This window comes from Paracoccus salsus (genome assembly GCF_021556615.1).
In the GTDB taxonomy this organism is placed as follows: domain Bacteria; phylum Pseudomonadota; class Alphaproteobacteria; order Rhodobacterales; family Rhodobacteraceae; genus Paracoccus; species Paracoccus salsus.
Genome location: NZ_JAKGGD010000001.1, coordinates 555,838 through 575,343, shown reverse-complemented (window position 1 = coordinate 575,343; position 19,506 = coordinate 555,838). Strand labels below are relative to the sequence as shown.

Below are 19,506 nucleotides of genomic sequence, written 5' to 3'. Positions count from 1 at the left end.
AAGCTGTCCATGACCGATCAGGCCTTTGTCACCATCAGGAATGCGGCCAAGAGCTATGGCGCGCTCGAAGTCCTCAAGGACATCAACCTGACCGTCAACCGCGGTCAGATCGTCGCGATCATCGGCCCTTCCGGGTCTGGAAAGTCCACGCTGTTGCGGGCCATCAACGAGCTGGACCCGCTGACGTCAGGCGAGGTCTGGCTGGAGGACGTGCAGATCAACAAGAAGCTGCCGCATCGCCAGTACGAGGCGCATGTGAACCAGGTGCGTCAGGACATCGGCATGGTGTTCCAGCATTTCAACCTGTTTCCGCATCTGACCGTGCGCGGCAACATCACCCTGGCGCCGCGGATGCTCAAGGGCCTGTCCGAGGCCGATGCCGACAAGCTTGCAGAAGAGCAGTTGGCCAAGGTCGGTCTTTCGGAAAAGATCGACGAATATCCCTCGCGGCTTTCCGGTGGGCAGAAACAGCGCGTGGCGATCGCGCGGGCCCTGGCGATGAAGCCCAAGGTGATGCTGTTCGACGAGGCGACGTCCGCGCTGGACCCCGAACTGGTCGAAGAGGTGAACCTGGTGATGAAGCAGCTCGCCGAAGAGCACATGACCATGATCATCGTGACGCATGAAATGGATTTCGCGGCGTCTGTCTGCGACCGGGTGCTGTTCATGGATCAGGGCGTGGTGGTCGAAGAGGGGCCACCCTCGGTGATCTTTCATGACCCGAAGGAAGAACGCACGCGCAATTTCCTGCGCAAGCATCTCAGCCGCTGAAGGTGTAATCCGGATGAGCAATCTTTTCTATCAGACCAAGTCGCCCCGCCCGATGCTCGAGCGCGCCGAGGGGATCTACATGTGGGACACGAACGGCAGGCGCTATATCGACGGCTCCAGCGGTGCGATGGTCAGCAATATCGGCCATTCCAATCCGGCCGTGCTTGCGGCGATGCGCGCCCAGATGGACCGGTCGACCTTCGGCTACCGGCTGCATTTCCAGACCGAAAGCTCCGAGATGCTGGCGGCAAGGACGGCGGCACTGGCACCGGACGGTCTCAACAAGGTCTTCTTCGTTTCTGGCGGCTCGGAAGCGGTCGAAAGCACGCTGAAAATGGCGCGCCAGTATGCGCTGACCCAGGGCCAGTCGCAGCGTTTCAAGGTGATCTCGCGCCATCCAAGCTATCACGGATGCACGTTGGGCGCGCTGGCGATCACCGGCTACACACCGATGACGGCACCCTTTGACCCGATGATGCAGAGGATGCCCAGGATCCCGGCGCCACGCGCGTATCTGGACGGGCTGGATGCGGATGACCCTGCATCGGGGCTGCACTACGCCGACATGCTTGAGGCCAGGATCCTCGAAGAGGGTCCCGACACCGTCCTGGCCTTCATCGTCGAGCCTGTGGGCGGGGCCTCGACCGGGGCGCTGGTTCCCCCTTCCGGCTACATGCAGCGCATCCGCGAGATCTGCACCCGGTACGGTGTGCTGTTGATCCATGACGAGGTCATGACCGGCGGCGGTCGCACCGGACGCTTCTTCGGCGCCGAGCATTGGGACGTGACGCCCGACCTCATCGCCATCTCGAAAGGGTTTGGCGGCGGCTATGTCCCGCTGGGGGCGATGATTGCCCGAGACGACATCGTCGATGCGGTGATGACGGCGGGAGGGTTCATCCACGGTTTCACCTATGCCGGCAATCCGCTGGCCTGCGCGGCGGGCTGCGCGGTGCTGGAGCAGATCGAAGAGCACGACCTTGTCGGCAACGCCGCGCGGATGGGAGACATGCTGGCTTCACGTCTGGATGGTCTGATGCAGCGCTATCCGCTGATCGGGGATGTCCGGGGCAAGGGTCTGCTGATGGCGTTCGAGTTGATGGCGGACAGGCAGACCAAGTCCCCGCTTCCGGCGAATCTCAACGCGCATGCCAGGCTGGTCGACATCGCTTATGACAATGGTCTCATCATCTATTCCCGCCGCACCCGGGGCGGGATGTCGGGCGACCACTTCCTTGTTTGTCCTCCGATGATCGTGGACGAGACGCAGATCGACGACATCGTGGAAAGGCTGGACCAGTCGCTTGCACGCTATATGGCCGAAATTCCGCAGCTTTCCGGCGCGGCGTAAGGGGCAGGCATGTCAAAGATCATCATCACCTGTGCCATCACCGGCTCGATCCACACCCCGTCCATGTCGCCCAATCTGCCAGTGACAGCCCAGCAGATCACCGAAAATGCGATCGGAGCCGCAGAGGCAGGGGCTGCGATCCTGCACCTGCATGCGCGCGATCCCGCAAACGGCCGGCCCTCGGCCGACCCGGCGCATTTCATGGCGTTCCTTCCGCAGATCAAGCAGCGTTGCGACGCGGTTCTGAACATCTCGACCGGCGGCAGCGCAACGATGACGCTGGACGACCGTCTCGCCGCGCCGAAACATGCCCAGCCCGAGATGTGCTCTCTCAACATGGGCTCGATGAACTTTGCGCTCTATCCGGCCGCCGCGCGCATCGCAGAGTGGAAATTCGACTGGGAAAAGCCGTTTCTGGAAGGCTCGGACGAACTCGTCTTCAAGAACACGCCACGCGACATCGCGATGATCCTGCATGAGCTGGGCGAAAAGCGCGGCGCGCGGTTCGAGTTCGAGTGCTACGATGTCGGCCATCTCTACATGCTGAAGCATTTCGTCGACCGTGGGCTGGTGCAGGGCCCGTTGTTCATCCAGTTCGTGTTCGGCGTGCTGGGCGGCATTGGTCCCGACCCCGAGAACCTCACCCACATGAAAATGATCGCCGACAGGCTGTTTGGCGATGGCTACAGCTTTTCGGTCCTGGCGGCCGGGCGGCACCAGATGCCGCTGGTCACCATGTCGGCGATCCTGGGTGGCCATGTCCGGGTCGGCCTCGAGGACAGCCTGATGATCTCGCAAGGCGTGCTGGCGCGCGACAACGCCGAACAGGTCGCCAAGATCCGCCGGATCGTCGAGGAGCTCGGCCGCTCGATCGCCTCTGCGGACGACGCGCGCGCGATGCTGCACCTGAAGGGCGCCGACCGGACTGCGATCTGAGACATGCACTGTATCGCCCTGGCGCCGGCTTGCCCCGTCGCCCCAGACATCACGGGAAGAACGACATGAAAGCCATCTTCGACGACCGGCAGTGGTTGCATCAACCGCGTCACTTCATGGCCAACGGCGCCCTGCTGCCCAACCCGGAACAGGCAGAGCGGATCGACCGGCTGCTGACAGGTGCCCGCGCCGCGGGGTGCAGTGTCGAAGCGCCGCATGATGAAGGCATGGGGCCCATCGCCGCGCTGCATTCCCCCGAATATCTGACCTTTCTCGAGAACATCCATACCCGCTGGCAACGCATCGAAGGGGCCGGCGAAGAGGTCATTCCCAATATCCACCCGGCCACGCGCAGCGACAGCTATCCGAAATCCGCGGTCGGTCAGGCAGGCTACCATCAGGCCGACACCGCCTGCCCGATCGCCAAGGGTACCTGGGAAGCCGCATACTGGTCCGCCCAGACCGCGATCGCGGCTGCTGACCTGATCCTTGCGGGCGAGGCATCGGGCTATGCGCTGTCGCGACCGCCGGGGCACCACGCATTCGGCGACCTGGCCGGCGGCTTCTGTTTTCTGAACAATTCGGGCATCGCTGCCGAGCGGTTGCGAAATCACGGCTTGCGCCCGGCAATCCTGGATGTCGACGTGCATCACGGAAACGGAACGCAAGGCATCTTCTATCATCGCAGCGATGTGCTGACGGTTTCGATCCATGCGGACCCCGAACGCTTCTATCCGTTCTTCTGGGGGCAGGCGCATGAAAGGGGGGCGGGTGAGGGGTTGGGCTACAACCTGAACCTGCCGCTTGCGCGCGGCACAGAAGACGACGCCTACCTGGCCACGCTGGACGTGGCGCTGCAAAGGATCAGGGCCTTTGGCGCGGATGTGATTGTCGTCGCGCTGGGGCTGGATGCCTTCGTCGACGATCCGTTCAGGGGTCTTGCGGTCAGCACCGCCGGGTTTGGCAGGATAGGCTCAGCGATCGCCGGGCTGGGCCTGCCATCGGTTTTCGTTCAGGAGGGGGGCTATCTCTGCGACGCGCTTGGCGACAATCTTGCATCGTTTCTGATCGGCTACCAGGAAAGCCGCGGCTGAACGGGACCGCGCGTCATGCGGGTCCCGCTGCGGGCAGCGCGGCTGCGTCCGCGGGCCTTGCAGCCAAGGCCGGACTTGCAATTCGCATGCCACCTGAAGGACAGTGAGGGATAGGCGCGGCACCGCAAGGGCGGTCGGCGGGCAGGCGGACTGACGGGGCAACCCGGCCCGGGTCGAACAGCAGGGGGGACTGGATGGCATTTCGAACTCTGGCGATGCTGCTCTTCTGTCTCGTCGGCGCGATGGCGACGGCTCAGACCGTCGATATCGAAGCGCTGAAGGCAAGGATCGGGGACCGCGCCGGGACCTACGGCGAACTGGTCGAAATCCTCGAGGGCGCCGACGGCAATGCGTCTCTGGCGGCTTTCGACGTGATGATGGAAAGCGGCGACAAGACGCTGGCCGAAATCGCCCTCGGCAGCGCCCTGGCCGCGGCGGATATGCGCCTGCGCAGCCGCGCATTGTGGGAGGTTCTGTCCCGGCGCGACAGCATCGTGATCGAGATCGACACCGAGGCGATCGGCGACAACGAAGATGCGATCGCCCACATGAACGCGTGGCTTGGCCCGATGCAGACATGGCCGCTGGTGCAAGCGCATCCCGAAACCCAATGCATCAGCCTCGTCGCGTCAAGCGGCAGCTGCGATCCAGACCGGCACATCTCGGTCTCGGGCTTGAAGATGGATATCCGGAACACGTACACCGGTGGTCCGCATATGGGCCTGAAGGGCGCCTTCGTGCTGGGCGCCGATGGGGTGCTGCACGGCAAGATCGCGTCCCTCGAGGGCCTTCCGTTCGATTACCCCGCCACGATAACCCTTCGCTGAGGACGACCGATGCTGCGTTCCCTGATCTTTCTGCTGGCCCTCGCCGTCCCCGCTGCGGCGCAGGTAACCCTTGATGACCTGAAAGCCGAGGTCGATGCGCGGGTCAGTACGCTTTCGACATTCGAGGATGCCCTGGCCGACCCGGATCCGCGCCGGGCGCTGGCCGCGATGCAGATCATGATCGAGAAGGGCGACCCGGACCAGCGGCGGCTGGCCATCCGCTCGGGGCTGTATTCGACCGATCTGGCGATCCGGTCCACGGTGCTGCGGGCGATCCTGAACAGCGAGCCCAACCTGATCGTGAACATCGAACCGGTCGGCGAAGAGGTGAACCAGTATTACGGCCGCACGGTCGCCCAATTGAACGGCACGCTCAAGCCCGACATGACGGCCAGCATCGTCCGCAAGATCGGGAAATGGGACGCCGACCGGCAATGCTGGCTCAACAGCCGGAACAAGGATTGCTGGGTCACGCTGAACGCCGACGTGGTCAGCTTCTACGTCGACAGCTGGGCGCAGCTGACGCTTGACAAGGAGGGCAACCTCGCAGGTCCCGCGAATTTCTCGCAGACCGCGGTGATGATGACGGTTCCGCTGGCCGAATAGCGCCCGCGACGCCTATTCGATGGCCACGCTGTCCAGCCGCACCGGCCCGTCGCCCCAGCCTGAGCGGATCTCTATCCTCAGGCGCCGCGCGTGGGTCGCGCCGCGCCTGAGGTCCAGCGCCTCGCCCGGCACCATGTCCTGCGGGCTGCGGAAATCCCGCCAGCGCTCGACCCCGTCCGATGACGTATCCACCCGGACCATCACCAGCTTGGGCGAGACGCTTGTTTCGTTGTCCGCGTCCGATCTGAGGACCACGCGCGAAACCTCGCGGATCGTGTCGGCCTCGAATGTCAGGATGACGGGTTCGGTCCGCGAGATCGGCGCGACATAGGGGCCCAGCCCGGCCACCATCGCCTCGGCCCCGTGCTCGCCGCTGATCCCATGCGGCTTCCAGCTGGCAAGCCGAAAACCCGACAGCGTGGCGGGGGCAGGGTCCGGGACCGGGTTGTCGCAACCGGCGGGGTCGGTGCAGCCGTCCTCTTCGTACCAGTCCTCGACGACGCGGCGCAGGCGGTCGTATATCTCGTCCCAACGCAGCACATAGCCGCTCTGGCGGTCTTCGGCCTCGACAATCATGCCCAAGGGCCGCGTGCCATCCAGCACGAACGCGCCCGATGTGCGGGCGGCGAAGAACCGGGTCTCGTCGGGCAGCGGGGCGATTTCCAGATGCGTGAAGGTCACCGTGGTGATCATCGAGCGGATCGTCTCGACCGACCCCTGCTCATAGCGCACCGCGGTCACCGTCTGCCCCACCACCGGAGCGACGCGTTGCGGAAGATCGGCCCAGTCCTGCCCGCAATCCTTCTCGAGCGTGCCCGATACCACGCCAAGCGACAGATCCAGCGCGGCATCGGCCTTGTGAATGATCCGCCCTGTCCCCAGCCCCGAAGGGTTCCGCGCCGACAGGCGAAAGGCGCCGCGGCCATGCACATGCGTGGGCAGGATCACGTAGCAGACGCCACGGTTCCGGAACAGGAACCCGTTTCCCGAACCGTCCTCGACCCATACCGGACGTGCATCGGTCAGTGCCGGAAAGACAGCTACCGGTAGCGCGAGGGCCAGACTCTGGATAAGCTTCGAAAGGAGACGCATGGATTTCCGGGGTCCCGAAATGAAAAAGGTCATCTTCGCAACTGCGGTCGCGCTGTTCGCGGGACCCAGTCTGGCACAGGAACCGCTTTCGCCAAACATACCATTTGACGAACAGCGCCATGAACGCGCGAAGGTATCGGGCGGCCTTGTCGTCGGCGCGATGTTCACGGCTGACGATGTCCCAAGGGCCAGCCCCCTGCTGACGGCCACCCTTCCGGCCGGCGACGATGCGGTCGACACCGTGTGCGTGCGGGTGACCAGCCGTGATGGCACCTACGAATCCGTCAACACATACAGCATCGGCGATGCTGCCCGGCGCGAAACGCTGACATTCGACTACCCGACGCGATACCCGGATGTGCTTGGCAGCGCGCCCACCGTCGCGCGCATGAATCTGGGCGGTTGCGACCGGGAAGGTCCCGTCATCCCGGTCGTCTGGAGCGATGCCGGCCAGCCAGGGCAGCCGGGCCTGGTAATCTATGTCAACACGGCCGGCGCGGATACCATCGTGGCCTATGACACCGCGGATGGCGAGGTCGTCGCCCGCTGCGCCCAGGTCGAGGAAACCGGCGGGATCAAGTATTCGGCCGCCTGCCCGGTCGATCCGGCCGGCCTGCCGCGAGAACAGCCTGTCACCATCCACCTCGACGTCACCCGCAACCGCGTCGTCGAGACCTACGAAGTCGAGGTCGTCCTTGCCGGCGACTGACCCAAGTCCGAGGCCGCAGGTCATCGTGCGGCTTGTCCTCATCCTCGTCGTGCTGCCGGCGGCCGCGATGCTTCTGTCTTTGCTGTTCTCGTGGCTGGTCGAGACGCGGCAGACGCGCACCGTGTTCGCCAGCGCCCAGACCACGCGCCTTGCCACGACCATCCTGGAGGAGCAGGCCCCGCTGAGCCTTGGCGACGTGCTTCTTTGCCTGCCTCGGGACATGCCGCGACGGCCCCGCGACTACCCGTCGATCATGACCTGCGAGCAGGGCGGGTGGATTGCGGTGGCGGGTGGCGAGGCATTGCCCCCCGCGGCCGAGGTGGTGGACGCGGACTGGCCGGAAGGGGCAGGCTGGCCCGCCGCCTTCGTGCTGGACCCGCCACCCGGCACCAGGATGGAATTCGAGATCGTCGGCGACCATGTCGAGATCCGCATCGCGGGGCTGCCCGAGCGTGCCGAATTGGGCCCGGGCCTGGTCAGGGACGCTCGTCTGATCATGAAGACGGCGGATTTCGCGGGGCGGGGGCGCTATCTTGTGCGGGCCGAACTGGAACTTGGCACACCGCCCGGCATATCGCAGCGCGGCTACGTCCAGTCCGGCGAGATCGCGTTCCGTGCCCGTGCGATGCTGACCAACTGGTTCGGCAACCCGCCGAACCTGCTTCTGCGCGAGGACCGGATTCCGGTTGGCGGATTTGTCACCTTCCGCGACCTGAAAGAGGATGAGCCCAGCCCGATGAACGTCCAGATCATCGCGGACGCTGCGAGGCGTCATTTCGATGTGCAGGCGGTGAACGTGCCGGGGCCGACGGGCGCGATCCTGCAATATGTCGGAACAGAGCCCCTGCGGCTGGTGCCGCTCTGGACCGACCTCATCGTCAAGGATCCGTTCGTCTCGCTTCTGTCGGTGCTGGGCGGGCTGACCGGGCTGGGCGCTGTCGTGAGGCTCGGCCGTTCGCGACAGCCGCATCGCGACCAACGACCCGGAACGGCGCACGCGCCGCGCCGGTCACGACCTGATCCGGATTAGGCGGCGGCGCGAAATGCGCGTGCCGGCGGGGTTCTTGCCGCCCGGGAGTATCGTCGAGCCGGTTCGGATTTCCGATGGCAGCTTGCCGCCTGTTCGGTCCGTTCAACGCGAACCCGTTCTTTGCCTTCGGTGCCCTGATCGGGAGGATCATCTGCACCACGAATGCCGTGGAATCGCTGAACCGGGTGCTGCGGAATACGCTGAAAACCAGGGGCCCGTTCCCGACCGCGAGGGCCGCGACGACGCCAATCCACCTCGCCATCGGCAATCGCAAGCAGGGCGGACGCGCCGTCCGCGAACGGGTTGCGGCCCGTCATCAGCGGGCCATAATGGTCAACGGGCGTTTCGACGCCCGAGAGCCATTTCGCCTTGGGCGCCGCGCCATGATGTCGTATCGAGACACAGGATCCCGCGCCGTCGCGATGGCGCTTGGACAGGTCGAACGAGGAGAATCCCAAACGTGAGCCGCATCACCCGCATCGCCTTCTGCGCGCTGCTTCTGGTCGCAGGGGCGGCCCAGGCTCAGCCCGAGCCCGGTGACTTCGAGGATGAACTGGATATCGTCGACGAGTCGTATTTCCTGGACAAGCCTTCCGTCATCGAACCTCCGGGCCCTCGGACGATCATCCGGGGCCAGGCCAACTGGACTCCTTTCAACATCAGGCGAGGCTTCTCGACGGTGCATCTGTTGAACGAGCGGGCGTGCCGGTTGTTTCTCGAAAGCCTGCGCGACAATGCAGAGACCGGCTGCATGAACGTGCATACGGGCAGGATCCTTTATCCGCCGGATCTGATAGGACCACCAATGCCCGCAGGACCACGCTGAGCGCGCCGGCCTTGCTCATGCGTCTGAAGCCGAAGCGACCGGCCAGGGTGGGGATGGCGATGGCTGTCACGGCACCTGAATACGGCGCTGCACGCGCAGCACGAAGCTTCCCTGGTTCACGCCGGGAACCAGCAGCGTCAGCGGGTGGCTGAGCGTGATCGGCATGGCGCCGTCCGCGGCGGGAAGGCCAAGTTCGACACGGAACGCATCTCGGTCGAACGTCACCGCATCGAGGATCGCCTCCTCGAGATCTTCAAGGTCGCCGACCGTTTCCGGCGGGTCGATCAGGACGCGGCGCGTTGCGATATCCGCAGCGAATGCGAGTTGGTTAAGAAGATAGAGGGCGCGCCCGAACTCGGAAATGCCGAGGATGAGACCAACAACGAGAAGGCCCACCATGGCAAATTCGACGGCCGCCGCTCCGGACCTGCAGCTGGCCAGCCGACGGAACGGAGCGCGGATGCTCACCGGACCTGAACCTGAAGCGACCGGGACAGTGACAGGCTTGGAAGAAGGAGTCCCGAGAAGACCTTGTTGGCGCTGAGGATGTAGTAGATGTCCGTCGGCGCGGACCCGGCGCAGGTCGCCGAGCAATCCAACCGGACTTGCGGATTCTCGGGGCAGGAGCAGATGCGGGCGACAGCGACCGCCAGGGCCTCGTCAGCCGTGGAGCCATTCAGGCTTAGGCCGATGGTTGCTGCGTCGCCGCCGGCAATTGCGCTTTGCGCGCCGGTCCGCAGCACAGAGCCTATCGTCATCTGTTCCGTCAGGGCACGCCCCACATCCACCGTCAACAGAAGCGCGAGCGTGAGGACCGGAGCCAGAAGCGCGAACTCGACGGCAGAGGCGCCGCGTTGCGCCGGGACGATCGCGGCCAGCCTTCGAAATGCGGGTTTGCGGAGAAATGCCATCATGTCGCAGAGCCTCATGCTCGTGGCGGAGGGTCTTTGAAAACAGATAACGGTCATGTGCGGGCCGATCAACGCGCAATGCGGTCAAGCTGGGCGGAGATTATGTAAAGATTTAAAGGGTTTCCGCATATCGTTCTGGCATCCCCTTCGGCACGACTGTCTTCCCGGGCACGGGGAATCCTCGCGCGCCTTGAACGAGCGGGTTCCCTGTTCTGCCAAACGGACTGATGAGGAAGCCAGTTGTCACGGACCGGGGTCGTGTCAGGGGACGGGGTGCAAATCCTCGCCTTGTTGGCGCTGTGTCGTGACCGCGAGCCGGGGACGCGGATGGGGGCGTTGAACCTGAGAGTGCCGAAGCTGCGGCCTGGCATCCGGGTCGCCAACACCCGCGGCTAGTCCGGAGATGCGGCCCCCGGCGCGATGGCTTGACCTGGGCTGGTCTGGTAATCCTGCAGAACCCGGGCAGCACGCGGGCCGGAACCGCCCGGGCTGGCGCGCCAGTCATGGATCGGGGTCGTGCCGGTCGTCTGATTGTTCAAGTTGGTCGCCTGTGCTACTCCCGCCGCAGGCCAGATGCCGTCCGAGGAGGACATGGGGTCCGTGCAGCCCGAGACGAGCATCAGGGACAGGGCCGGCAGGAACTTAACCATTCGAACTGCCCAGGATATGTCCGAACGGGCCGTCGATGGCGCGCTGGCGCAACCGGCGTTCAAGTTCGCCTCTGGTGATCTCCTGCTTGCCGCGCAGGAAGAACTCCTGTTCCGTCGTGAGGATGGAACTGTCGAGCGGTGTCGCGACGGTTGCCGACATGCCTTCGGGCCTGTTGAGGTAGGGCGTCACGATGATGACCAGGTCCGTCTCATCCTTCTGCCAGGACGCAGACCGGAACAGTGTCCCAAGGATCGGGACGCTGCCCAGCCAGGGTACTTGCGACTGACGTCGTGCGTTGTTGCGCTGAAGCAGGCCCGCGATGACAAAGCTCTGACCGGCGCGGAGTTCGATGGTGGTGCTGGCTCGGCGTGTCGAGAAGCTTGGCAGTTCGATGGTCCCGGTGTTGTAGGTCCTGTTCAGATCGAGCTGGCTGACCTCGGGCTCCAGTTTCAGGTTGATCAGCCCGTTGCCAAGCACAACCGGCGTGAAGGTGAGACGGACGCCGAACTCCTTGTATTGGACCGTCACCTCGCTGTCGTTCTGCGCGACGGGAATGGGGACTTCGCCGCCGGCAAGAAAGCTGGCGGTTTCTCCCGACAGGGCCGCAAGGGTCGGTTCGGCAAGGTTGCGGACGAGCCCCCGTTCCTCCAGCGCCTCGATCAGAAGCGATACCGACACGCCGTTCTCGACCATGGTGGCAAGAAAGCTGCCGAAGGGGACAGGGTTGGCGATCCGTCCGGTGCCAAGCCGGATGGTGCCCGAGTTGCCGCTGCCGCTGACGCCCAGGCCGATGGCCCGACCGGCTTCCCGCGACGCCTCGATCATCCGGACCTTCAGGAATACCTGCTGCGGGTCCGTGATCTGGATCGCGTTGATCACCTCGTCCGACCCATATTGCTCGGCAACATCAAGAATGCGCGTCATCGTCACCGCATCCTGCACTGTTCCCGAAAGCCGCAGCCTGCCGTTCACCGACGCGACCCGGACACTCGCCCCCGGAGCGACACTGCGGATCACGGAGGCCAGATCGCCCGTGTCCACGGTCACTTCAAGATCCACGAGGCCGACAAGCGCCTCCCCTCCGGCAAAGATCTGCAGGTTCGTCTGTCCGAGGCTTTGCCCGAGAATGTAGAAGGATCGCGGCGAAATCACGACCACATCGGCGACCGCGGGGTTTCCGATCACCAGCTGGTCGATGTCCTGGGTGGTCGTGAACACCTGCGACTCGCCGACCGGAACCTGCACCTGTGCCGCGCGACGGGTGCTGAGCGTGAGGCCCACGCTGTCCTGCGCCGCGGCCGGGAGCGCGACCGGCCATATCAGCAACAATACAAGGGCGAGACGCGCCAGAACGGCTTCAACCAGAGGAGGCATCGCGAAGGATCCTGAGATTTGTCTCGATCACCGGGTGGCCGGGCTGCAACCGTCGTGCCTGAGCCAGGCTGACTGCCGCCAGCCCGTAGTCGCCCCGAAGGTAATACGAGAAGCCGATATTGTTGTGATAGGCGAAGGTTTCGCCACCGATCCGGCGGCATTTGGCATAGGTGCGGTCCGCAAGGTCGAAGCGGTGCAGCCAGTCGTAGGATCCCGCAAGGCCGAGGCAAGCCTCCATGTCGGCCGGCGAAGCCTTCAGCGCCATCTCGAAATAGCGTGCGGCGAAGCCGAAATTGCCGGCATCATAGCTGGTTCGGGCTGTTGCCAGCTCACTTCCCTTGGGCACGCTTGGCACGGTTGCGGGAATCGATTGGCGCGGACTGGCAACATTGCCCTCGGTGCAGCCCGTGGCCGCAACGATGCCCACCATCAAAACAAGCGCCCGGCTGCGCGAGGCGCGACGGGAATCCCGCGGCCGCGGTGTCAGTGCCATGTTCAGACCTGCCCCTTCTATTGGTCGATAGTAGTGGCATGAGGGGCAAGTCCTGTCCAGATCGATCTGAAAGCATATTCCCCTCGTGGTTGCATTATTCCTTCGGAATGGCCATGCGGCAAGACAATCTGAGGCTGTAGGCTCCAGCCAGAATCGCCACGGCGCGAGGCCAGGGTGAAACCATGAGGACCATTCATTAACATATTTATAATAAAGTTTTAGACACAGTTCGATTTGCGCGCTCGGGCCTATGGCGTATCAATAAGGAACTACGGTGCGCTGTAGCCCAGTCGCACATACAGCCTGAAGATGATCGCCGTGAAAGCTTTCGACAACATGCTTTACGCGTCCCGGTCGTCTGACCTCACCCAGCGGCGCCGGCGTCGGCCGGTGCTTGCACAGCAAAAGACAGGAGCCTTGTCATGAAAAATCGCCTTCGCCGCCTCGTAAAGGACGATTCTGGTGCCACCGCCATCGAGTATGGGCTGATCGCCGCGCTCGTCGCCGTTGTGGTTGTCGGATCGCTGACGTTGATGCGCCCGCAGCTGCAGGCAACCTTCGCCGCAATTACGACCGCTCTCACCCCCTGATCCTCCTCCGCGATCGCCGGCAGGGAACCGCCTGCCGGCAACCTCGGACACGGCCAGCGACGGTCCGGCTGACATGAGTTTTTCCACGCTTCTGCTGCTGTTCTTTCCTGTCATGCTGATCCACGCAGGGGTCGGTGACCTGAGGACCATGAGGATCCCCAACCACCTGATCCTGATCTTGTTCGCTGGCTACTTCGTGGCCATCCCCCTGGTCGGCCTGACGCTGCAGGACATCATCTGGTCGATTGCAGCGGCCTCGGTCGCCTTCGCCGCAGGTTTCTGGGGCTTTTGTCATCGCTGGATGGGTGGGGGCGACGTGAAGCTGCTGACCGTCGCCGCGCTCTGGCTTGGTGCGGACAACCTCGCCCCGTTCATCCTCTACACGTCGCTCTTCGGCGCCATGCTGACGATCCTGCTGATGGTCTTTCGGCGGGGCCGCCTGCCGGAATCGTGGCGGCGGCGGGACTGGATCGCCCGGCTTCACCAGCGCGATGCGGGGGTTCCCTACGGGGTCGCAATCGCGGCCGCAGGCATCACGATCTACATGGACATGCCGGGGGTTGCCGCATGGCTGTAAAAACGGCGGGCCTGCGTTGCCGTCGCCCGGGCCGACACTGCGAAAGGAGAAACCCTCGATGCTGCGAAAGGCGATTTTCATCCTGGCGCTGATGAGCGGCGGGGCCGCAGCCTGGATTTCCGGGCTTCCCCGGGCCGAGGGCAGCAATCAGGTGCCGCAAGCCGCCGCTCCGCTGGAGCAAGTCCTTGTGGCCGCGGCGGACATCGTGCCCGGCAGCCGGATCGAGGCAGCTGAACTGCGCTGGCAGCCTTGGCCGAAGGACGCGTTGAATGACAGTTACATCACGCAGGCTGCGAAACCCGCAGCGGCGGACGAGATCGCAGGGATGGCGGTGCGAAGCCCGATCATGAACGGCGAGCCGGTTCATCTGGGCAAGCTGGCACCAAGTGGGTCCGGCCTGCTGTCGGTGATGCTGTCGCGGGGAAGCCGCGCGGTCGCCGTGAGGATCAGCGCCGACACGAGCGCAGGCGGCTTCATCCTGCCGAACGATCGGGTCGATGTGCTTCACACACAGCTGCGCCAGGGTGCGGACGGTCAGAGTGACGCGAGCAGTCGGGCGATCCTGCGCAAGGTCAGGGTGCTGGCGATCGATCAGATGATCGACGCGGACACGGGGTCGGTTGTCGGCAAGACGGCGACGCTGGAGCTGCGCCCCGAAGACGTTGAAACCGTGGTTTCGGCTGAGGCCGACGGAATCATCTCGCTTGCCCTGCGCTCCGTCGGCGATGCCGACGAGGCGGACGATCCCGAACCGGCTGCCGCAGAGGCGACGCTGGCGCAGGCGGACGAGATGAAGGCGATCCGCGTGTTCCGTGGCATCCAGCAGGAAATGGTTCAGGTGCGCAGATGATGAACGCAACCGAACGGGAAGGCCCGAGCAGAGTTTCGCCCGGCTCGCGCCATGAGCCGGGCGCCGGTCGCCTGGACGATGCCGCGCAGGGCGCGCTGGCAGACCGGGCGGGTCCGAGCGAAGATGGCGGTCAGCCTCTGGGACGGATCCCTTACATCACCCTGAGAGCCTTCTGCGAAACGCCCGAGTTCATTGCCACGCTGAAGCAAGCCGCCGGGGACAGGCGGCTGTCCCGCGCAGAGTTCGATGCAAGCCCCGGCGGGCTGCGCGGCGCGGTGCAGTTCTTCGCAACGCAACCGACACCCGATCTTCTGGTGATCGAGGCCGACGCGCAAAGCGACGATTTCTTCCAGGAACTCGAAACCTTGGCCGAGGTATGTGACGCCAAGACACGCGTCGTCGTCGTCGGCAGCGTCAACGACGTCCTGCTCTACCGCCGTCTGGTGGAACGCGGCATCACCGAGTATCTGGTCGCGCCGGTTGATCCCTCGCGGCTCATCTCGGTCTTCGTGAACCTGTTTCCGCAGCACGAAGCTGCACAGTTCGGCAAGGTCGTGGCGTTCATTGGCGGCAAGGGCGGCGCAGGGTCATCCACGGTCGCGCAGAACACCGCATGGGCGCTGGCGCGAAACCGAACCAAGGTCTTGCTCGCGGATCTGGACCTGCAGTTCGGCACGGCGGCACTGAACTACAACATCAATGCTCCGATAGGGTTCGCCGACCAGCTCGACGGCGCAGACCGGCTGGACGATGCCTCCTTCGAGCGACTTCTGCACAAGCCGGCGCCGAACCTGAGCGTGCTTGCCGGCGCCACTGCGTCCCGCAGCGTGGTTGCCCCGTCACTCGAGGCCCTGGATCGGCTTCTTGATCGCGCAAGAAGCACCTTTCCGCTGGTCCTGCTCGATCTTCCGCATGAGTGGTCGCCCTGGGTGCGCCAGGCGCTTCTCTCGGTCGATGAGGTGATCGTCACGGCGGAACCGGACCTCGCCAATCTGCGGAATGCACGGATGCTGTTCGATCTTCTGAAAGAGGCCCGGCCGAATGACGTCGAACCGGTGCTGGTTCTCAACAAGGTTCGCGTGCCAAGGCGCGAGGAGATCAGGCCGGTTGACTTCGCCGCGGCGCTTGGCGTGCCTCTGGATGTGCAGGTCGGGTATGCGCCAAGGCTGTTCAGCAAGTCAGCGAACGGCGGCCAGATGCTGGCCGAGTTGTCTGCGGCAGCTGGCCGCCCGTTCCTCCAGATCGCGCAGTCGCTTGGTGGCACGGCGCCGGCTCGACCGGCGCGGTCGTTCCTGAAGTGGCGCAGCGCAAGGTGAGGTCGCGGGGCGTCGTGATGACCGACAGACACGGGGCAACCGGGGCGAGGCAGGGACAGGGAGGATCGTGGCGTGTTCGGCAAGAGAGACCGGCTGAAGTTTGACATAACGGCGCCTGTCGAGCCTGTCAGCCAGGCCACGCAGCCTCCGGTCGCGCCCGCCAAGCCGGAGGTGGCGTCGCCCGAGGAGCGGCGCAAGCCGCTGCCACAGGGATCCGCCGTCTTCTACGACCTGAAGAATGAAATATTCGCGGCCCTTCTCGAGGCGATCGACGTCACCCAGCTTGCGCTGATGCAGCCCGAAGAGGCACGGCAGGAAATCCGCAGCATCGCCGTGGACATCATCGCGGCCAAGCCGACGGCGGTCTCTGCCAGCGCTCAGAACAAGATCGTCGAGCAGATCTGCAACGACGTGCTGGGTTACGGGCCGCTCGAGCCGCTGCTGGCACGCGATGACATCGCCGACATCATGGTGAATGGCAAAGATCCGATCTACATCGAGGTCGGTGGCAGGATGATCCAGACCGACATCCGGTTCCGGGACAACACGCATCTTCTCAATGTCTGCCAGCGTATCGTCAGCCAGGTCGGGCGCCGCGTCGACGAATCCAGCCCCATGTGCGATGCGCGCCTGCCGGACGGCAGCCGGGTCAACGTCATCGTGCCGCCGCTTGCGCTGAACGGGCCGACACTGACGATCCGCAGGTTCAAGAAGGACAAGCTGACACTGGACCAGCTCGTGCAGTTTGGCTCGATCACGCCAGAAGGGGCGGAGCTGCTCAAGATAATCGGGCGCGTGCGCTGCAATGTGCTCATCTCGGGCGGGACAGGGTCGGGCAAGACGACACTTCTCAATTGCCTGACCGGCTACGTCGATCCCGAGGAACGCATCATCACCTGCGAGGACTCGGCGGAACTTCAGCTTCAGCAACCGCATGTCGTTCGCCTCGAGACTCGTCCTCCGAACATCGAGGGCATTGGCGAGATCACGATGCGGCAACTGGTCAAGAACTGCCTCCGGATGCGGCCCGAGCGGATCATCGTCGGCGAGGTGCGCGGTCCCGAGGCTTTCGATCTTCTTCAGGCCATGAACACGGGCCATGACGGGTCGATGGGAACGCTGCACGCGAACACCCCGCGCGAGGCCCTGTCACGCCTGGAAGCCATGGTGACGATGGGGGGCTTCACCCTGCCGTCCAAGACGATCCGCGAGATGGCCGTGTCGTCGATCGACATCATCGTGCAGGCCGCACGGTTGCGCGACGGCTCGCGCCGGATCACCCATATCACCGAGGTGGTCGGGCTGGAGGGCGAGGTTCCAATCCTGCAGGACCTGTTCGTCTTCGAAATGAGCGGCGAAGACGACAAGGGCAAGATTATCGGTCGGCATCGATCCACCGGTGTCATGCGCCCGGTCTTCTCGGACCGTGCCAGGTATTATGGAGAGGAGAAGCGCCTGATGGCCGCCCTCGAAGCAGCGAACGGTCGAGCCACATGACCCCTGCATGGATCCCAGCAGCCGCGATGACCCCTGCCAGCGTCCTCGTTCTGATATTCCTGCTCGCGGGCTTCAGCGCCGGGGGCCTGCTCTACAGCCTGCTCGAGCCGCGTTTCAACCACGAGGCGCGAGTGAAGCAGCGGATGCGTTCCGTGGCTGGCGGGCGGAGAAAGGAATCAGGCGATGCAGCCAGCGCCGCCAGCTCCAGAAAGAGATCGATCGACGAAACCCTCAAGGAGATGGCCGACAAGCAGAAGCAACGCTCGCGGCGCGGCGCGAATCCCTCGCTGAGCGAGCGGCTTCGGCAGAGCGGGCTTGGCTGGAGCCGCTCCCACTACCTCATCATGTGTGCGGCTGCAGGATTGCTGAGCTACGTCCTGATCGCATTCGCGGCCGGCGTTCATCTGCTGGCCGCCGCTGGCCTCAGCCTCATCAGCGGCTTGCTCGTGCCGCGTCTCTACGTCGGCTTCAAGAGAAGCCGTCGCTTCATTGCCTTTGTCGACGAGTTCCCCAATGCGGTTGACGTGATCGTGCGCGGCGTCCGGTCCGGCCTTCCTCTTGGCGACTGTCTGAGGATCATCGCAGCCGAGGGGCAGGACCCGGTGCGCAGCGAATTCAGGGTGATCGTCGATCATCAGACATTGGGTGTGCCTTTGCAGGACGCCATGCTTCGCCTTGCTGATCGCGTCCCCGTTCCCGAGGTCAACTTCCTCGCGACCGTCGTCGCCGTGCAAAGCCAGTCGGGGGGAAACCTGACAGAGGCCCTCGCCAACCTTTCGAATGTTCTTCGCGAGCGAAAGAAGATGCGTTCCAAGATCAAGGCGATGAGTGCAGAGGCAAAGGCCTCAGCCGCGATTATCGCGGCGCTGCCGCCCGTCGTGGCGGGGGGGCTGTATCTGACCAGCCCGCAATACATCTCGCTTCTGTTCACCGAGCCGCTGGGGCAAGCCGTTCTTGCTGGTTGCGCCGTGTGGATGTCCATGGGCGTGCTGGCCATGCGCGCCATGATCAACTTCGATTTCTGAGGGGCCGTCATGTACGAAACCGTCCAGACCCACCGAGATCTGATCATGATGGTCATGACGGGCCTTGCCGTGTTCTGCGGGATGATCGGCCTTGCATGGCCTCACCTGGTCCCGGACGTGCTGGGTGCACGGATGCGTCATCTGGATCGGGCATGGCAGTCGCAGCGGCAGAGCGGCCTTGTCCAGCCGGCAGAGCGGCCGAAGCGCTCGCTGCTGACAAGCAAGCCGAAGCGCTTGTATGCGGTCATCGTCCGGCGGCTCAATCTGGCGCGTCATCTCAAGAACGGGGCGACGCTGCAGATCCTGCAGATGGCCGGGTTCCGGGGGCGGGCGCCGGTCATCACCTTCCTGGCGATGCGGGTGCTCATGCCGCTGACGATGCTCGGGTTCAGCGCCTTCTACATCTTCGCCGTGATCAAGCCCGAGATCCAGTTTCTGCTGAAAGCCGCGATCTGCGTCGCCAGCGCCGGCTTGGGCTATTACCTGCCCGCCCTCTTCGTGAGGAACCGGATCGCGAAGCGTCAGAAAAGCGTTGTCAGGGCCTGGCCCAATGCGCTTGACCTGCTGATGATCTGCGTCGAGTCCGGGGTGAGCATCGAGCACGCGTTCCGCAAGGTCGCCGATGAGATCAGCGGCCAGTCCAGGGAGCTGGCCGAAGAGCTTGCCTTGACGACTGCCGAACTCTCCTACCTGCCGGACCGCCGCACAGCCTACGAGAATCTTGGCCGCCGGACCGATCTGGATGGGGTGAAATCGGTTGTCACCGGCCTGATGCAGTCCGAGCAGCATGGCACGTCCCTCGGCACGACCCTTCGCGTGCTGGCGCAGGAGAGCCGGAACATGCGGATGAGCCTGGCCGAGAAGAAGGCGGCGTCCCTGTCACCGAAACTGACGGTGCCGATGATCGTCTTTTTCCTGCCGGTCCTTTTCGCCGTCATCATCACGCCGGCGGTCATACAGATCCTTGGCAATTGAAACCC

21 protein-coding genes and 1 pseudogene are annotated in these 19,506 nt (G+C 64.3%); 17 read left to right on the top strand and 5 right to left on the bottom strand.

Features of this window, described 5'->3' with window-relative positions:
• The first annotated feature begins 9 nt into the window (after positions 1–9).
• From L1965_RS02830 to L1965_RS02805, 6 genes are all read left to right on the top strand, one after another.
• Entirely contained in the window at positions 10–771 is a 762-nt protein-coding gene (locus tag L1965_RS02830) for an amino acid ABC transporter ATP-binding protein (protein ID WP_235754876.1), read from the top strand.
• A gap of 13 nt (positions 772–784) precedes the next feature.
• Complete coding sequence (locus L1965_RS02825) at positions 785–2,122, top strand: aminotransferase family protein (protein WP_235754875.1); 1,338 nt, start codon at positions 785–787, stop codon at positions 2,120–2,122.
• A gap of 9 nt (positions 2,123–2,131) precedes the next feature.
• Positions 2,132–3,058 (top strand): 3,5-dioxohexanoate:acetyl-CoA acetone transferase, encoded by a 927-nt coding sequence (gene kce / locus L1965_RS02820; RefSeq protein ID WP_235754874.1) that lies wholly within the window; start codon positions 2,132–2,134, stop codon positions 3,056–3,058.
• A 65-nt stretch (positions 3,059–3,123) separates the two neighbouring features.
• Positions 3,124–4,152, top strand: coding sequence for a histone deacetylase family protein (locus tag L1965_RS02815; protein ID WP_235754873.1), 1,029 nt, complete (start codon positions 3,124–3,126; stop codon positions 4,150–4,152).
• Between the two features lie 194 nt (positions 4,153–4,346).
• The gene (locus L1965_RS02810) at positions 4,347–4,979 is read left to right on the top strand and encodes a hypothetical protein (RefSeq protein ID WP_235754872.1); all 633 of its coding nucleotides are present in this window, start codon (positions 4,347–4,349) and stop codon (positions 4,977–4,979) included.
• 9 nt (positions 4,980–4,988) lie between these two features.
• Positions 4,989–5,585, top strand: a complete 597-nt coding sequence (locus L1965_RS02805; RefSeq protein ID WP_235754871.1) for a hypothetical protein — start codon at positions 4,989–4,991, stop codon at positions 5,583–5,585.
• Between the two features lie 12 nt (positions 5,586–5,597).
• On the opposite strand, the gene L1965_RS02800 is transcribed toward L1965_RS02805, so the two are convergent.
• Positions 5,598–6,677 (bottom strand): hypothetical protein, encoded by a 1,080-nt coding sequence (locus L1965_RS02800; RefSeq protein WP_235754870.1) that lies wholly within the window; start codon positions 6,675–6,677, stop codon positions 5,598–5,600.
• Here L1965_RS02800 and L1965_RS02795 point away from each other — a divergent pair.
• The 4 genes and pseudogenes from L1965_RS02795 (at position 6,676) to L1965_RS02780 (ending at position 9,242) form a co-directional block, all read left to right on the top strand.
• Positions 6,676–7,386, top strand: coding sequence for a hypothetical protein (locus L1965_RS02795; RefSeq protein WP_235754869.1), 711 nt, complete (start codon positions 6,676–6,678; stop codon positions 7,384–7,386). The two genes, L1965_RS02800 and L1965_RS02795, sit on opposite strands and share 2 nt — an antisense overlap.
• 25 nt (positions 7,387–7,411) lie before the next feature.
• Entirely contained in the window at positions 7,412–8,416 is a 1,005-nt protein-coding gene (locus L1965_RS02790; protein ID WP_235754868.1) for a hypothetical protein, read from the top strand.
• Between the two features lie 113 nt (positions 8,417–8,529).
• Positions 8,530–8,769: pseudogene (locus tag L1965_RS16230) on the top strand (transposase); the annotation flags it as partial.
• A 107-nt stretch (positions 8,770–8,876) separates the two neighbouring features.
• On the top strand, positions 8,877–9,242 hold the full coding sequence (locus tag L1965_RS02780) for a hypothetical protein (RefSeq protein WP_235754866.1): 366 nt from the start codon (positions 8,877–8,879) through the stop codon (positions 9,240–9,242).
• Positions 9,243–9,308: 66 nt separating this feature from the next.
• Here L1965_RS02780 and L1965_RS02775 read toward each other — a convergent pair whose 3' ends face one another.
• From L1965_RS02775 to L1965_RS02760, 4 genes are all read right to left on the bottom strand, one after another.
• A complete protein-coding gene (locus L1965_RS02775) occupies positions 9,309–9,710 on the bottom strand; it encodes a TadE/TadG family type IV pilus assembly protein (RefSeq protein ID WP_235754865.1) in 402 nt (133 codons plus the stop codon).
• The gene (locus L1965_RS02770; RefSeq protein ID WP_235754864.1) at positions 9,707–10,156 is read right to left on the bottom strand and encodes a TadE/TadG family type IV pilus assembly protein; all 450 of its coding nucleotides are present in this window, start codon (positions 10,154–10,156) and stop codon (positions 9,707–9,709) included. The genes L1965_RS02775 and L1965_RS02770 overlap by 4 nt, the downstream gene beginning before the upstream one ends.
• A gap of 639 nt (positions 10,157–10,795) precedes the next feature.
• Positions 10,796–12,178: a type II and III secretion system protein family protein gene (locus L1965_RS02765; protein ID WP_235754863.1), complete on the bottom strand. Its 1,383-nt coding sequence runs from the start codon at positions 12,176–12,178 to the stop codon at positions 10,796–10,798.
• Positions 12,162–12,671 (bottom strand): tetratricopeptide repeat protein, encoded by a 510-nt coding sequence (locus L1965_RS02760; protein WP_235754862.1) that lies wholly within the window; start codon positions 12,669–12,671, stop codon positions 12,162–12,164. Before L1965_RS02760 ends, L1965_RS02765 begins: the two co-directional genes overlap by 17 nt.
• Before the next feature lie 422 nt (positions 12,672–13,093).
• On the opposite strand from L1965_RS02760, the gene L1965_RS02755 reads away from it, so the two are divergent.
• From L1965_RS02755 to L1965_RS02725, 7 genes are all read left to right on the top strand, one after another.
• Complete coding sequence (locus tag L1965_RS02755) at positions 13,094–13,261, top strand: Flp family type IVb pilin (RefSeq protein WP_235754861.1); 168 nt, start codon at positions 13,094–13,096, stop codon at positions 13,259–13,261.
• 73 nt (positions 13,262–13,334) lie between these two features.
• Complete coding sequence (locus L1965_RS02750) at positions 13,335–13,838, top strand: A24 family peptidase (protein ID WP_235754860.1); 504 nt, start codon at positions 13,335–13,337, stop codon at positions 13,836–13,838.
• A gap of 58 nt (positions 13,839–13,896) precedes the next feature.
• On the top strand, positions 13,897–14,688 hold the full coding sequence (cpaB, locus tag L1965_RS02745) for a Flp pilus assembly protein CpaB (protein ID WP_235754859.1): 792 nt from the start codon (positions 13,897–13,899) through the stop codon (positions 14,686–14,688).
• Positions 14,685–16,004, top strand: a complete 1,320-nt coding sequence (locus L1965_RS02740) for a CpaE/TadZ family protein (protein ID WP_235754858.1) — start codon at positions 14,685–14,687, stop codon at positions 16,002–16,004. The genes cpaB and L1965_RS02740 overlap by 4 nt, the downstream gene beginning before the upstream one ends.
• 72 nt (positions 16,005–16,076) lie before the next feature.
• The gene (locus L1965_RS02735) at positions 16,077–17,501 is read left to right on the top strand and encodes a TadA family conjugal transfer-associated ATPase (RefSeq protein WP_235754857.1); all 1,425 of its coding nucleotides are present in this window, start codon (positions 16,077–16,079) and stop codon (positions 17,499–17,501) included.
• A gap of 26 nt (positions 17,502–17,527) precedes the next feature.
• Positions 17,528–18,526 carry a type II secretion system F family protein gene (locus L1965_RS02730; RefSeq protein ID WP_235754856.1) on the top strand — a complete coding sequence of 333 codons (999 nt, stop codon included), beginning with the start codon at positions 17,528–17,530 and terminating at the stop codon, positions 18,524–18,526.
• A 9-nt stretch (positions 18,527–18,535) separates the two neighbouring features.
• Positions 18,536–19,501 (top strand): type II secretion system F family protein, encoded by a 966-nt coding sequence (locus L1965_RS02725; RefSeq protein WP_235754855.1) that lies wholly within the window; start codon positions 18,536–18,538, stop codon positions 19,499–19,501.
• Positions 19,502–19,506: the final 5 nt, after the last annotated feature.